General features: G+C 65.1%; 9 protein-coding genes. 7 read left to right on the top strand and 2 right to left on the bottom strand.

Translation table 11 applies throughout. From position 1 onward, the window contains the following. Positions 1-60 precede the first annotated feature (60 nt). From FHR95_RS03270 to FHR95_RS03255, 4 genes are all read left to right on the top strand, one after another. On the top strand, positions 61-606 hold the full coding sequence (locus tag FHR95_RS03270; RefSeq protein WP_040185999.1) for a hemerythrin domain-containing protein: 546 nt from the start codon (positions 61-63) through the stop codon (positions 604-606). A 243-nt stretch (positions 607-849) separates the two neighbouring features. Next, positions 850-1,626 (top strand): glutamate racemase, encoded by a 777-nt coding sequence (gene murI, locus FHR95_RS03265; RefSeq protein ID WP_040185981.1) that lies wholly within the window; start codon positions 850-852, stop codon positions 1,624-1,626. Positions 1,627-1,691: 65 nt separating this feature from the next. Beyond that, complete coding sequence (gene trmA / locus FHR95_RS03260) at positions 1,692-2,798, top strand: tRNA (uridine(54)-C5)-methyltransferase TrmA (RefSeq protein ID WP_183313315.1); 1,107 nt, start codon at positions 1,692-1,694, stop codon at positions 2,796-2,798. A gap of 190 nt (positions 2,799-2,988) precedes the next feature. Next, complete coding sequence (locus FHR95_RS03255; RefSeq protein WP_040185983.1) at positions 2,989-7,830, top strand: NAD-glutamate dehydrogenase; 4,842 nt, start codon at positions 2,989-2,991, stop codon at positions 7,828-7,830. Positions 7,831-7,929: 99 nt separating this feature from the next. Here the strand turns inward: FHR95_RS03255 and mgtE are convergent, their stop codons facing one another. Then, on the bottom strand, positions 7,930-9,282 hold the full coding sequence (gene mgtE, locus FHR95_RS03250; RefSeq protein ID WP_040185984.1) for a magnesium transporter: 1,353 nt from the start codon (positions 9,280-9,282) through the stop codon (positions 7,930-7,932). Positions 9,283-9,494: 212 nt separating this feature from the next. On the opposite strand from mgtE, the gene FHR95_RS03245 reads away from it, so the two are divergent. Then, positions 9,495-10,520: a quinone-dependent dihydroorotate dehydrogenase gene (locus tag FHR95_RS03245; protein ID WP_183313314.1), complete on the top strand. Its 1,026-nt coding sequence runs from the start codon at positions 9,495-9,497 to the stop codon at positions 10,518-10,520. Between the two features lie 79 nt (positions 10,521-10,599). On the opposite strand, the gene rmf is transcribed toward FHR95_RS03245, so the two are convergent. Continuing rightward, complete coding sequence (rmf, locus tag FHR95_RS03240) at positions 10,600-10,806, bottom strand: ribosome modulation factor (protein ID WP_082042631.1); 207 nt, start codon at positions 10,804-10,806, stop codon at positions 10,600-10,602. Between the two features lie 263 nt (positions 10,807-11,069). On the opposite strand from rmf, the gene rlmKL reads away from it, so the two are divergent. Next, positions 11,070-13,274 carry a bifunctional 23S rRNA (guanine(2069)-N(7))-methyltransferase RlmK/23S rRNA (guanine(2445)-N(2))-methyltransferase RlmL gene (rlmKL, locus tag FHR95_RS03235; protein ID WP_183313313.1) on the top strand — a complete coding sequence of 735 codons (2,205 nt, stop codon included), beginning with the start codon at positions 11,070-11,072 and terminating at the stop codon, positions 13,272-13,274. Further along, entirely contained in the window at positions 13,271-13,630 is a 360-nt protein-coding gene (locus tag FHR95_RS03230; protein WP_183313312.1) for a glutaredoxin family protein, read from the top strand. The genes rlmKL and FHR95_RS03230 overlap by 4 nt, the downstream gene beginning before the upstream one ends. The last annotated feature ends 13 nt before the right edge of the window (positions 13,631-13,643 follow it).

The following is a 13,643-nucleotide window of genomic DNA, read 5'->3' as shown; positions in this document are numbered from 1 at the left end:
ATCCAACATAAAAGGCATCTATTCTATATTGTTGCCACATAGGAGACTCCTGCCATGCCCATGCTGAAGCAGTTGCGCCAGGATCATGCCAACATGGCGCGCATGTTGCACGTCCTGCAGCTGAAGCAGAAGTCCCTGGAAAAAGGCGAACGTCCCAATTTCCAGCTGGTCAGGGAGGTCGTCGACTACATCCTTGACTATCAGGAAGGTTTCACCCGGCCCCTCGAGAAGGTCTGCACCGAGCGACTAAAGGAGTTGGATCCCTCGAGCGTCGAGGTCACGGAGCGCCTGGCCCGTGACTACCGATCTCTCCAGTCACGGCTCAAGCAGCTGTCCAACGATCTCGACATGATCCTGATGGATGCCGTGGTGCCCATGGACCGCTTCGCCGCGGACCTCAAGTCCTACCTCGAGAGTCACCGTGCCTACCTGCGTGACGAGCGCGAGCTGCTGTTCCCGCTGATCCAGAAGAACTTCAACGATCAGGATCTCGACGCCTTGGCGGCGGCGCTGCCTGAAGGTGCCCAGGCCCAACTCGAGCGGCTGCAGGAAGCCTATCCCGAGCTCTATGCCGAGCTGCGAGATGCTCCCGAACCGGCGACCTGATTCCACCCGCGTCGGGTCGGCGTTTCGGCCCGGCCCCCGGTTCGGGAGCCTGCCCGCCACATCAGAACGAGACGCTTGTCTCGACATCCCGACTCTCGTCATGGCGGTCAAATCCGACGGGTTCCTGGGGTAGAATGGCCGCTGTTTCCAGCGGCCGTTGTCTTTCATGAGTATCCAGACCCTTCTCTCACTGCTAGCGAACCGCTCGTGTGATCTGCCCCTGTGCCAGCGGGAAGACGGCTGATGGCGGGGCCGATCCTGGTCTTTGATTCGGGTGTCGGTGGGCTTTCCGTGGTGCGGGCACTGCGCCGTCGTCTGCCCGACGCCAGCCTGGCCTATGTCTGCGACAATGCCATGCTGCCCTATGGCCAGCGTGAGGACGTCTGGCTGGTTCAGCGTATCCGAGCCGTCTGCGAGGCCGCCGTGGTGGCCAGCGGCTGCAGCGCCCTGGTGGTGGCCTGCAACACGGCCAGTACCCTGGCACTGGAGGTCTTGCGCGCCTGCCTGTCGATCCCCGTGGTCGGCACCGTGCCGGCCATCAAGCCGGCGGCTCGGGTCACACGGACCGGCCATATCGGCCTGCTGGCCACCAGTGCTACCGTGTCGCGCCCCTACACCCTGCGGCTGATCCAGGACTTCGCCGCCGATTGCCGGGTAACCCGGGTGGCCGCGGATGCGCTGGTCACCGAGGCCGAGCGGCTGGTGGCCGGAGGGTTACCCGATCGGACGAACCTGCGCCTGGCACTCGCGCCGCTGTGGGACGATCCACTGCTTGATACCGTAGTGCTGGGCTGCACCCACTTTCCGCTGCTGGGCTCGTGGCTGGACGAGGCGGCGCCATGGCCGGTGACCTGGGTCGATTCCAGCGAGGCCATCGCACGGCGTGTGGCCCAGGTGGTGCCGGTTGTTGCCCATCGCCAGGGGGTCGAGACAAGCTTCGTCACCGCACGCGATGAGCGCCTGGACAAGGGCCTGGCCGCCTTCGGTTTCGCTCCGCCCAGCCTGCTGCATCCGGCCTGAGCCGACCGCGAGGGTCGGTATCATCATTTCCTCCTCAATCTTGTCATCGTCATCCAGGAGCCGCCGTGGCCATTCCCGTCGTCGACCCCTCCCGCTATGAGCAGCAGCTCGCGGCCAAGCGCGAGCGTATCAACCGTGACTTCGCCCGCTTCGCACCCCCCACGCTCGAGGTCTTTGCCTCGCCACCGAGCCACTATCGGCAGCGCTGCGAATTCCGCCTCTGGCACGAGGGCGACGACCTCTTCTACGCCATGTTCGAGGTCGATCGCGACGATCCGAAACGCAAGACGGTGGTTCGCCTGGATCACTACCCGGTGGCCAGCCGGCAGATCAACGACCTCATGCCGCGCCTGCTCGATGCCATCCGCGACAACGACCTGCTGCGTCGGCGGTTGTTCCAGGTCGAGTTCCTCACCACGCTGTCCGGCGAGGCGCTGGTCACGCTGATCTATCACCGCCGGCTCGACGCGGCCTGGGAGGACGAGGCCCGGCGCCTGGAGCAGGCGCTCGACATCATGATCATCGGTCGTGCTCGCAAGCAGCGCCTGGTGCTGACACGGGATCATGTCTGGGAGCATTTCTCGGTCGACGGTGACGAGCTGGTCTACCAGCAGGTGGAGAACAGTTTCACTCAGCCCAATGCCGAGATCTGCCGTTCCATGCTGGCCTGGGCGCGGGACGTTACCCGGGACAGTCAGGGCGGTGACCTGGTGGAGCTCTACTGCGGAAATGGCAATTTTACCGTGGCGCTGGCCGACAACTTCCGGCGGGTGCTGGCCACCGAGATCTCGCGGACCTCGGTGGCCAGTGCCAGGATCAACCTGGAGGCCAACGGGATCGACAATGCCGAGGTCGGCCGCATGTCCGCCGAGGAGTTTTCCCAGGCTCTGAAAGGCGACAAGGGAGGGCGGCGAGTCGCCGAGATGGCTCTCGACGATTACGCCTTCTCCACCGTGCTGGTCGATCCGCCCCGGGCGGGACTCGACGAAGAGAGCTGCCGTCAACTGAGCGAGTATTCGCGTATCGTCTATATTTCATGTAACCCCGAGACCCTGGCCGACAATCTCGAGACGCTGACCCGTAGCCACGATATCCGGCGTTTCGCGCTCTTCGACCAGTTTCCCTGGACGCACCATTGTGAATGCGGGGTCCTGCTCGAACGGCGCGACTGAGGCGCCAGCGACTGACGTGCCTGGCGCGATGTCAAGTGACGATGCGCAACCGACATGCTCCATGAACGAAAGGGCATGCGGCTGGGGTGAGCTCGGGAAGTGACGTAAGCTGGAAGGCGAAGCGGCCAGGAGGCCGCCACGTCAAGTTTATCCGGCCGCCCCCGGCGGCCGCTGGCAGCCGAGGTGATGGATGCAACACGTCGCACATGAGGAGACCCGCCAGGATCTGCTCAAGCAACTCGAGGAGCGGCTGCGAGGCCGTCTGGACGAAGACAAGGCCGCCCAGGTGTGTGCCTTCGCCCGCCACTTCTATGCCACGGTGCCGGTCGACGATCTGGCCGACCGTCGACTCGATGACATCTATGGTGCCACTCTCTCTGTGTGGCACTTCCTGCAGCAGTTTGATCCTGACGATCCCAAGGTGCGGGTCTTCAACCCTGACTTCGAACAGCACGGCTGGCAGTCGACCCATACGTTCATTGCCGTACTTCATGAGGACATGCCGTTCCTGGTGGACTCGGTGCGCATCGAGCTCAATCGACGCGGCATGACCGTCCACGCCATCCACAACGCCGTGCTGGCGACGGAGCGCGACAATCAGCACCGGCTTCAGCGCGTCACGCCGACGCGGCAGGCCGGCGCCTCGCAAGCCTGGGAGTCGCTGATCGCCATCGAGGTCGACCGCCACTCGGACCTGGCGCTGCTCGAGGAAATCGAGGCAAGCCTGCAGGAGGTCCTGCGCGACGTGCGTATCGCGGTGGCCGACTTCGATCCGATGCGCGAGCAGGCCAGGGAGGCGATAGCCGAGCTCAAGGCCTCGCGCCCGGAGCAGGTCGGTACGGCCGACCACGAGGAGGCCATCGCCTTTCTCGAATGGCTGTTGCACGACAACTTCACGTTCCTGGGTTACGACGAATTCGTGGTCCAGGAGGCCGATGGCCATCAGCGTCTCGATCGTGTCGATGAGAGCAAGCTGGGCGTGTTCCGCCTCGAACAGCCCCGCTACCAGGAGCGTATCCGCACCGACCAGGGCGTCGAAGGCGATCGCTACGTGCTGGTGCCCCAGCTGCTGTCGTTTGCCAAGAGCGCCTACCATGCGCGTATCCATCGACCGACCTATCCCGACTACATCTCGGTTGACCGCTATGACGACCAGGGGCGGGTGATCGGCGAGCGGCGCTTCCTGGGCCTGTTCACCGCCACTGTCTATAACGAGTCGCCGCGCAATGTTCCCATTCTGCGCCGCAAGCTCGCGACGGTGATGGACAACTCCGGCTTCAATCCCAAGGGGCACAACGGCAAGCACCTGCTGCACATTCTCGAGGTCTATCCCCGCGACGACCTCTTCCAGATCGATACCGACGAGCTGACTCAGACCGCGCTGGGCATCCTCGACATGCGCGAGCGGCGCCGTGTGAGGCTGTTCATCCGTGAGGACCGATCCGGCAAGTTCTACTCCTGTCTGGCCTTCGTGCCGCGCGACGTCTTCTCCACCGAATTGCGTCAGCGTATCCAGAAACTCCTCTGCGAGGAGCTCGATGCGACCTACGGCGACTTCAATACCTATCTGTCGGAGTCGGTACTGGCCCGCATCCAGTTCATCCTGCGCTTCAACGGCGATCAGCCGGCAGACTACGACCTGCGCCGTCTGGAAACCAAGCTGGCGCAGCTCGCCCGGAACTGGCGCGACGATCTGCAAGGTGCCGCCATCGAGGGCTTTGGCGAGGAACAGGCCAATCTGCTGATGGATCGCTTCCGGGATGCCTTCCCCGCCAGCTATCGCGACGACTTCTCGGCGCGTACCGCGGTCTATGACCTCCAGCACATCAGCGAACTGGATGCCGGCTATCCGCTGGCGCTGTCCCTCTATCGGCTGGTCGAGGAGGAGGGCAGCGGGGTCAACCTCAAGCTGTTCCAGCGCGGTCAGCCCATTCCGCTCTCCGACGTGCTGCCGATGATGGAGAACCTGGGGCTCAGGGTGATCGGCGAGCGGCCCTACGAATTGCAGGCCAGCGATGACAGCTACTGGATCCATGACTTCGACCTGGAGCACCACACCAGCACCGAAGTCAACCTGCAGCAGATGCGCGAGCCCTTCGTGGAGGCGTTTCAACGTATCTGGAACGGGGAAGCCGACAACGATCCCTTCAACCGGCTGATCATCGGCGCCAACCTGGATTGGCGCGAAGTGGCCATGCTGCGGGGCTATGCGCGCTACCTCAAGCAGATCCGCTTCGGCGTCTCTCAGGACTACATGGCCACGACCCTGGCCAACCATCCGGAGATCACCCGTGAGCTGGTGACGCTCTTCGAGTTGCGCTTCGACCCGGCCGAGCGTCCGCCGGAGAGCGAGTTCGAGGCCTGCACCGCGCGTATCATCCGGCTGCTCGATGACGTCGCCAGCCTCAATGATGACCAGCTGCTGCGTCGCTACATGGAGCTGATCCAGGCGACCCAGCGCACCAACTATTACCAGACGACGTCGGATGGCCGCCACAAGGACTACATCTCCTTCAAGCTGCAGCCTTCTCGCGTGACCGGTATGCCCAAGCCGCGGCCCGCCTACGAGATCTTCGTCTGCTCGCCGCGCGTCGAAGGCGTGCACCTGCGTGGTGGCAAGGTCGCGCGCGGCGGGCTGCGCTGGTCCGACCGTTTCGAGGATTTCCGCACCGAGGTGCTTGGCCTGGTCAAGGCTCAGCAGGTCAAGAATGCGGTGATCGTGCCGGTGGGTGCCAAGGGCGGCTTCGTCTGCAAGCGCCTCCCCGAGGGGGGAGACCGCGACGCCATCCAGCAGGAGGGCATCGCCTGTTACAAGACCTTCATCCGCGCGCTGCTCGATGTCACCGACAACCGCGTGGGGGGCGAGATCGAGCCGCCCCGGGATGTGGTGCGCCACGACGATGACGATGCCTACCTGGTGGTAGCGGCCGACAAGGGCACCGCGACGTTCTCCGATATCGCCAACGAGATCTCGGCCGAGTACGGCCACTGGCTGGGGGATGCCTTCGCGTCGGGCGGGGCCAACGGCTACGACCACAAGAAGATGGGCATCACCGCCAAGGGGGGCTGGGAGTCGGTCAAGCGCCACTTCCGTGGCCTGGGGCTGAACACCCAGCAGGACGAGTTCACGGTGCTGGGCATCGGTGACATGGCCGGTGACGTCTTCGGTAACGGCATGCTGCTTTCCGACAAGATCTGCCTGGTGGGGGCTTTCAACCACCTGCATATCTTCGTCGACCCCAGCCCCGATGCCGCGTCCAGCTTCGCCGAGCGGCAGCGTCTGTTCGCCCTGCCGCGCTCCAGCTGGGAGGACTACAATGCCGAGCTGATCTCCGAGGGCGGCGGCATATTCAAGCGCTCGGCCAAGACCGTGCCCATCTCCAGACAGATGAAGGCGCTGTTCGGCATCAAGGAGGACAAGCTTGCCCCCAACGAGCTGATCCGCGCCATGCTCAAGTCGCAGGTCGATCTGCTGTGGAACGGCGGGATCGGCACCTACGTCAAGGGCAGCGAGGAAACCGACGCCCAGGTGGGAGACAAGACCAACGATGGTCTGCGTATCGATGGCCGCGAGCTGCAGTGCCGGGTGGTTGGCGAGGGCGGCAATCTGGGTCTCACCCAGCGAGGGCGCATGGAAGCGGCCGCCCGGGGGATTCGTGTCAACACCGACTTCATCGATAATGCTGGCGGGGTCAACTGCTCCGACCACGAGGTCAATATCAAGATCCTCATCGATGAGGTGGTCAAGCGTGGCGACATGACCGAGAAGCAGCGCAACCAGCTGCTCGCCGACATGACCGGCGAGGTCTCGGACCTCGTGCTGCTGGACAACTACCGCCAGACCCAGGCCCTGGATCTCGCCGAGCTCCTCTCCCGCCAGGGGATCGGGCCCTTCCGTCGCTTCATCAGCGAACTGGAGGCGACCGGTCAGATCGACCGCGAGCTGGAGTTCCTGCCCGATGACGAAGTGCTCAAGGAGCGCGCCGCCAACGAGCAGGGCATGCTGCTGCCGGAACTTTCGGTCTTGATCTCCTATGCCAAGAGCGTGCTCAAGGGCGATTTGATCGCCTCGGATGTGCCCGACGACCCGACCATCGTCAAGTTCGTCGAACGGATCTTCCCCAGCGTGCTGGTCGAACGTTACAAGGAGGAGATGTACGACCACCGCCTGAAACGCGAAATCGTCGCCACCCAGGTGGCCAACGATCTGGTCGATCACATGGGCATTGTCTTCGTCCGGCGGTTGATCGACTCCACCGGTGCCGATCGTGCCTCCATCGCCCGCTCCTACGTGGTGGCGCGTGACAGCTTCCAGCTGCCACGCCTCTGGGAGCAGATCGAGGCGCTGGATAACCAGGTACCCAGCGCGATGCAGTACAGCATGATGCTTGACCTCATGCGCATGCTGCGGCGCGCGACGCGCTGGTTCCTGCGCAATCGCACCGGCATGAGCACCCGCGATGCCATCGACTTCTTTGCCCCGCGTCTGGCACAGCTGCAGGAGAATATCGGCAAGCGCCTGCGCGGCGAGGAGCACGAGGCCTGGGAGGCCCGTCGCCAGGAACTCATGGCAGCCGGTGTGCCCGAGAACCTGGCCGCAACCGTGGCCGCGGCTGGCAGCCTCTACGCGGCGCTCGGCATCATTCAGGTGGCTCGCCAGACCAACGAGAAGCCGCAGCGCGTCGCCGAGGTCTATTACGAGATCGGCGATCGGCTGGAGCTGCCATGGATGAGCCAGCAGATCACTGCACTCAAGGTGCGCGACAGCTGGCAGGCCCAGGCCCGCGAGACCTTCCGCGATGACCTCGATCGCCAGCAGCTGGCGCTGACCAACAGCGTGTTGGGCATGGAAGGTGGATCGAAGGACACCTCGGAACGGGTGGAGCAGTGGGTCTCGCTCCACCAGGGCATGCACCGGCGCTGGTGCCGGCTACTCGAGGAAGTGAGCAGCGGCAGTCACGGTGGCTTCCCGCTCTTCGCGGTAGCCGTGCGCGAGCTGGTCGACCTGGCAGAGAGCAACCGCGAGACCTGACGGCTTTGTGCTGTCCCGGCCGCCAACACGAACCCCCGCCAATGGCGGGGGTTCGTGTTGCAGGGCAGGTGTCAGGCCGCGCTGAGGTCGGCGGCTAGGCTACAGCAAGAACACGGTGGCCAGTCCCAGGAACGCCATGAAGCCCACCACGTCGGTCACCGTGGTCAGGATCACCGACCCCGAGAGGGCAGGGTCGATGCCCGAGCGCTTGAGCATCAGCGGTATGACGATGCCGGCGATGCCCGCGGCCAGCATGTTGATCACCAGCGCCGAGGCGATGATGACCCCGATGGCAATGCTGCCGAACCACAGCACCGCGAGCACGGCCACCACCAGCGACCAGAGCACACCGTTGAGCGCGGCGATGCCGATCTCCTTGCGCAACAGCCAGCGGCTGTTGGTGCGACTGATCTGACCAAGCGCCAGGCCACGGATGGCCAGGGTCAGGGTCTGGCTACCGGCAATGCCGCCCATGCTGGCGACGATCGGCATCAGCACGGCGAGGGCCACGATCTTGTCCAGCGCATCCTCGAAACGGCCGATCACCCAGGCGGCCAGGAAGGCGGTGATCAGGTTGATGCCGAGCCATACGGCGCGCCGCTTGGCGCTGGGCATCACCGGTGCGAAGAGGTCCTCCTCCTCGTCCAGACCGGCCATGTTCATCAGCGCCTGCTCGGAGTTCTCGCGGATGACGTCGACGATGTCGTCGATGACGATACGCCCCAGCAGCAGGCCATCCTCGTCGACCACCGGCGCGGAGGTCAGATCGTGGGTCTGGAAAAGGGTGGCCACCTCGCGCGAGTGCATGGTTACCTGGATGCTGTCCACCGCGTCGTCCATCAGGTCGGCGACGGCCATTTCCGGGTCGTTGGAGACCAGCCGAGCCAGCGGCAACGCCCCCACGAAGAAGCCGTTGCGGTCGACCACCATCAGCGCATGGGTGTTGTCGGGCACCGTCTCCTTCCAGCGCAGGAAGCGCTTTACCGTCTCCAGGCTGACATCGGCGCGCACGGCGATGGTATCGGTGCGCATCAGGCGGCCGGCGCTGTCCTCCTCGAAGGAGAGGGTCTCCTGCAGTCGGTTGCGCTGCAGCTCGTCCATCGAGCGCAGCATGTCCTCGGCCACCTGCTGGGGCAGGTCCTCGAAGATCTCCGCGAGGTCCGTGGTGTCGAGGCTGGCGGTCGCCGCCACGATCTCGTCATGGTCCATGTCATCGAGCAGGGTGCTGCGCACTTCGTCATGCACATGCAGCAGGACCTCGCCGTCGACTTCCCCCGGTACCCGTTCCCATAGCTTGATGCGAGCCGCCGGCGGCAGCGACTCGAGCAGCAGGGCCACTTCCGCAGGCTCCAGGTCGGCCAGCACATCGTCGACGGCATCCAGCTGCTCATCGCCCAGAGCGAGGTGAATTCGCGAGAGGCGGTCCTCTAGGGTTTCGGTGGTATCGGCCATGTCGGTCTCCCTGGCGTCGTCAGCACGGCCTACCCGGCCGTGATCGCAAAAAACTTGCCTACAGTAGACCACAGAACGGCGCTCCGCTGTCGCCGCGACTCTCGCCGCATCGGCCGCAAGACACGGCAATGGCGTCGTTTCCCGCCAGCGGCGCTGGTATACTCTTTCGCCCTTATCTGCCGCCCCGTCCGCCACCCTTGTCCGGAGTCGCCATGTATTCGCTCGCTCGTTCGCTGCTCTTTCGCCTGGACGCCGAGACCGCCCACGGCGTTACCCTCAAGGGGCTGGACATGGCCGGTCGCCTCGGGCTGGCGGGGCGACTCGGCGGTGGCCGAGTCGCGGATCCGGTGGAACTGATGGGGCTGCGCTTTCCTAATCGGGTAGGCCTGGCCGCCGGGCTGGACAAGAACGCCGACCATCTTGATGCCCTGGGCGCGTTGGGCTTCGGTTTCGTCGAGGTAGGCACCGTGACCCCCCGCCCCCAGGAGGGCAATCCCCGGCCGCGGCTGTTCCGCCTGCCCGAAGCCGGCGCCATCATCAACCGCATGGGGTTCAACAACGCCGGAGTGGATCACCTGGTCGCCCGTGTACGGGCGAGCCGCTATACCGGGGTGGTGGGGATCAATATCGGCAAGAACCTCACCACCCCGGTGGAGCAGGCGGTGGATGATTACCTGACCTGCCTGCACAAGGTGCACGGCCATGCGCACTACATCACGGTTAACATCTCGTCGCCCAATACGCCCGGGCTTCGCAATCTGCAGTTCGGCGAGCACCTCGATGCGCTGCTGGGTGCCTTGCGCGAGGAAAGCCGCCGGCTCGACCAGCAGACCGGTCGCCGCGTTCCGCTCGCGGTAAAGATCGCCCCGGACATGAGTACCGAGGAGGTCGGCCTGGTGGCCCGTAGCCTCGACGCCAATGGCATCGATGCGGTGATCGCCACCAATACCACGGTCTCTCGCGAGGCGGTAGCGGGGCTAGCGCATGGCGACGAGCAGGGCGGGCTCTCCGGGCGGCCGGTGTTCGAACCGTCGAACATGGTGATTGGCGAGTTGCGTCGCCGACTTCCCGACATGCCGATCATCGGCGTGGGGGGCATCGACAGCGGCGAAGCGGCGGTGGCCAAGGTGGCGGCCGGTGCGGACCTGGTGCAGCTCTATTCCGGCTTCATCTATCGCGGTCCCGGGCTGGTGGGGGAGTGTGCTCGGGCACTCAAGGCGCGTTTCGCTGACCACTAAAAAGCCCATGGCGATGCCACGGGCTTGATGTGTTCGTCAACGGTGCTAACGATAAGATGACGACTCGGTAAATGCGGGGTCACATTACCATGGGGTTCTTGTGAATGCCGGAGACTCCCGTCATGCCGGACCATTGATCCCCACGACCTTCACGCCAACCGCTCATCCAGTATTCGCGTAGATTGATATCCTGACTTGGACAGTCATCGCGGGAACGACCTGATAGACCCGCCTTGTACCCATGAACATAGGCACGCTGGAAGCGATCACGTTTCTGTCGTTTCATTGGACTACCTCTTGATGAAGGTACCGACGAGAACCCGACCTCGAGACCGGATTCGTGTTGCCTGGGCAGCATCGGTCTCTGCAGCAACTCCGCGCTGCACGACGACTCGAGGCCCGCTGACAGATACGCATGCGTCATTCAGTAGCTACTCAGTCATTCATAGCCCAGGATAATGACGATTGTCGACCGATGATTTGTAACAAGGCGTTCGCATGAACGTCACAACAACCCGCACGGACCCGCCCTACGCCGATGGATATGTCATGACTGAACCACAACCCACTGATTCACTGGATTTTCTGGCGACCTGTCCGCGCGGCATCGAGCTGCTGCTGGCGGATGAACTGGCTGCCCTGGGTGCCGTGCCAGGCAAGACCACCGTGGCTGGGGTTCACCTTCGCGCGAGTCTCGAGAGTGCCTATCGCATCTGCCTGTGGTCGCGCCTGGCCAATCGGCTGGTGCTCTGCCTGTCCCAGGCGGAGGGCATCGAATCGCCGGAGTCATTGCGCGCCACCGCAGCAGCCGTCGACTGGCGACGCCATCTCGCACCGGGCGCCACCCTGGCGGTGGATTTCCATGGCCGCAGCGAAGCGATCCGCCACACCCGCTTCGGCGCCCAGACCGTCAAGGACGGGGTGGTGGACCGACTGCACGCCGAGGGACGGCCGCGGCCCGATGTGGATACCCGACACCCGGACCTTCGCCTCTATGCCCACCTGCATCGGGGGCGGCTGACCCTGGGCGTGGACCTCTCGGGCGACAGCCTCCACCGCCGTGGCTATCGCCGCGACGTGGGCCATGCGCCGCTCAAGGAGAACCTGGCCGCCGCCCTGCTGGTGCGCGCCGGCTGGCCGGCCCTGGCCCGGCAGGGCGCGCCGCTGGTCGACCCGCTGTGCGGTGCCGGTACCCTGCTGATCGAGGCCGCCATGATGGCCGCAGACATCGCCCCGGGCCTGGCCAGACAGCGCTTCGGCTTCCACGGCTGGGCCGGCCATGATGAGCGCTGCTGGTCGGAACTGAGGCGCGAGGCCGAGGCGCGGGCCAGCATCGGGCGCAAGCGCTGCCGCTCGCGGCTGTTTGGCTTCGACGAGAGTCCCCCGGCGCTGGCCGCAGCGAAGGCCAACGCCATGCGTGCCGGGGTGCCGGCGCTGATCGAGCTCGAGGGGGCCTCGCTGGCCGGGCTCGCGCGCCCCGCGGGGCTGTCCGACTCGCCGCGGGGGCTGGTGATGACCAACCCCCCCTACGGTGAGCGCCTCGGCGAGCTTCCCGAGCTGGTGCGCCTCTATGCCCTGCTTGGCGAGCGAGTCAAGGCCGCCTTTCCCGGCTGGCAGCTGGCGGTCTTCACCGCCAACCCGGACCTGGGGCATCGCATCGGGCTGCGGGCCCACAAGCAGTACGCACTGCGCAACGGCCCTCTGGAGGCCAAGCTGCTGCTGATGGTCATTCCCGACGCGGAGCAGTCGTCGTCCAGCGAAGCCGCCCCGTTGCGCTCCGAAGGGGCGCAGATGTTCGCCAACCGCCTGGAGAAGAACCGCCGGCGGCTGAAGAAGTGGCTCAAGAAGAGTGGCGAGAGCTGTTACCGGCTCTATGATGCCGACATGCCCGAGTATGCCCTGGCCATCGACCTCTATGCTGATCGGGTGCACGTCCAGGAGTATGCAGCGCCCCGGTCCGTCGATGCCGCCCAGGCCCAGAAGCGGCTGCACGAGGCGCTGGGTGTGATTCCCGACGCGCTCGGCGTTGATGCCGGCAAGATCGTGGTCAAGCGTCGCGAGCGGCAGAGCGGCAAGGAGCAGTACCGCAAGCAGGCGGCGAGCGGTGAGCGCTTCGAGGTTCACGAGGGCCGGGCACGGCTGTGGGTCAACCTGCGCGACTATCTGGACACCGGCCTCTTCCTCGACCATCGCCCGGTGCGCCGGCTGCTCGGCGAGATGGCGCCGGGCACGCGTTTCCTCAACCTCTTCTGCTATACCGGGGCCGCCACGGTTCAGGCGGCCCTCGGGCCTCAGACAGACGGCACGGAGACGGCCGGCGGGGCCAGCGAGAGCGTCAGCGTCGACCTCTCCAATACCTACCTGGAGTGGGCTCGTGACAACTTCGCCCTCAATCGGCTCGACCCCGGACGCCATCGGGTGGTGCGCGACGACTGCCTGCGTTGGTTGGCGACCGCCGGCGGCGAGTTCGACCTGATCTTCCTCGACCCGCCGACCTTCTCCAACTCCAAGAAGATGGCTGATACCCTGGACGTCCAGCGCGACCACGGTCGGCTGGTGCGCCTGGCCATGGCGCGCTTGGCACCGGGCGGGACCCTGGTGTTCTCCAACAACCAGCGACGCTTCAAGATGGATGCCGACCTCGCCGAACAGTTTCGGGTGGAGGATATCTCCTCGCGCACCTTCGACCCCGATTTCTCGAGGAACCCGGACCTGCACCATGTGTTCCTGATCCGCCATCGGGAGGACGCATGATCCGGCTACGACTCTATACCACCCTCGGCTGCCACCTCTGTGAGCAGCTGGAGGCGTTGCTGGCCACCCTGTGTGCCGAGCGCTACCGGCTTGAGCGGGTCGAGATCAGCGAGGACGAGGGGCTGGTCGCACACTACGGGGTGCGCATCCCGGTGCTGGCGGACGAGACGGGGGAAGAACTGGACCGCGGCATGGAGCCCGAGCGGCTGGCCGGCTGGCTGGCATCGCGGGGCTGGCTGGACGAGACAGCCTGGCAGCAGCTACAGCAGCAGCTCAGTGGCGAGAGGTCACCCGAGGTGGCGAAGAGGGCGGCGAAGGGGGCAACCCTGCGTGGCGGGCGGCGTTATCTGGGCTGATGGCCCTCAGCGC

The sequence above is a fragment of the Halomonas fontilapidosi genome (assembly GCF_014192285.1).
In the GTDB taxonomy this organism is placed as follows: domain Bacteria; phylum Pseudomonadota; class Gammaproteobacteria; order Pseudomonadales; family Halomonadaceae; genus Halomonas; species Halomonas fontilapidosi.
The sequence above is the reverse complement of the archived record's forward strand: the minus strand, read 5'-3'. Positions and strand labels throughout refer to the sequence as shown.

What these genes read in the sequence shown, in the direction of transcription:
- FHR95_RS03245 (WP_183313314.1), top strand. Translation starts at nt 9,495, where the DNA reads ATGTATTCGCTCGCTCGTTCGCTGCTCTTTCGCCTGGACGCCGAGACC.
- FHR95_RS03270 (WP_040185999.1), top strand. Translation starts at nt 61, where the DNA reads ATGCTGAAGCAGTTGCGCCAGGATCATGCCAACATGGCGCGCATGTTG.
- murI (WP_040185981.1), top strand. Translation starts at nt 850, where the DNA reads ATGGCGGGGCCGATCCTGGTCTTTGATTCGGGTGTCGGTGGGCTTTCC.
- mgtE (WP_040185984.1), bottom strand. Translation starts at nt 9,282, where the DNA reads ATGGCCGATACCACCGAAACCCTAGAGGACCGCCTCTCGCGAATTCAC.
- FHR95_RS03255 (WP_040185983.1), top strand. Translation starts at nt 2,989, where the DNA reads ATGCAACACGTCGCACATGAGGAGACCCGCCAGGATCTGCTCAAGCAA.
- FHR95_RS03230 (WP_183313312.1), top strand. Translation starts at nt 13,271, where the DNA reads ATGATCCGGCTACGACTCTATACCACCCTCGGCTGCCACCTCTGTGAG.
- rmf (WP_082042631.1), bottom strand. Translation starts at nt 10,806, where the DNA reads ATGAAACGACAGAAACGTGATCGCTTCCAGCGTGCCTATGTTCATGGG.
- rlmKL (WP_183313313.1), top strand. Translation starts at nt 11,070, where the DNA reads ATGACTGAACCACAACCCACTGATTCACTGGATTTTCTGGCGACCTGT.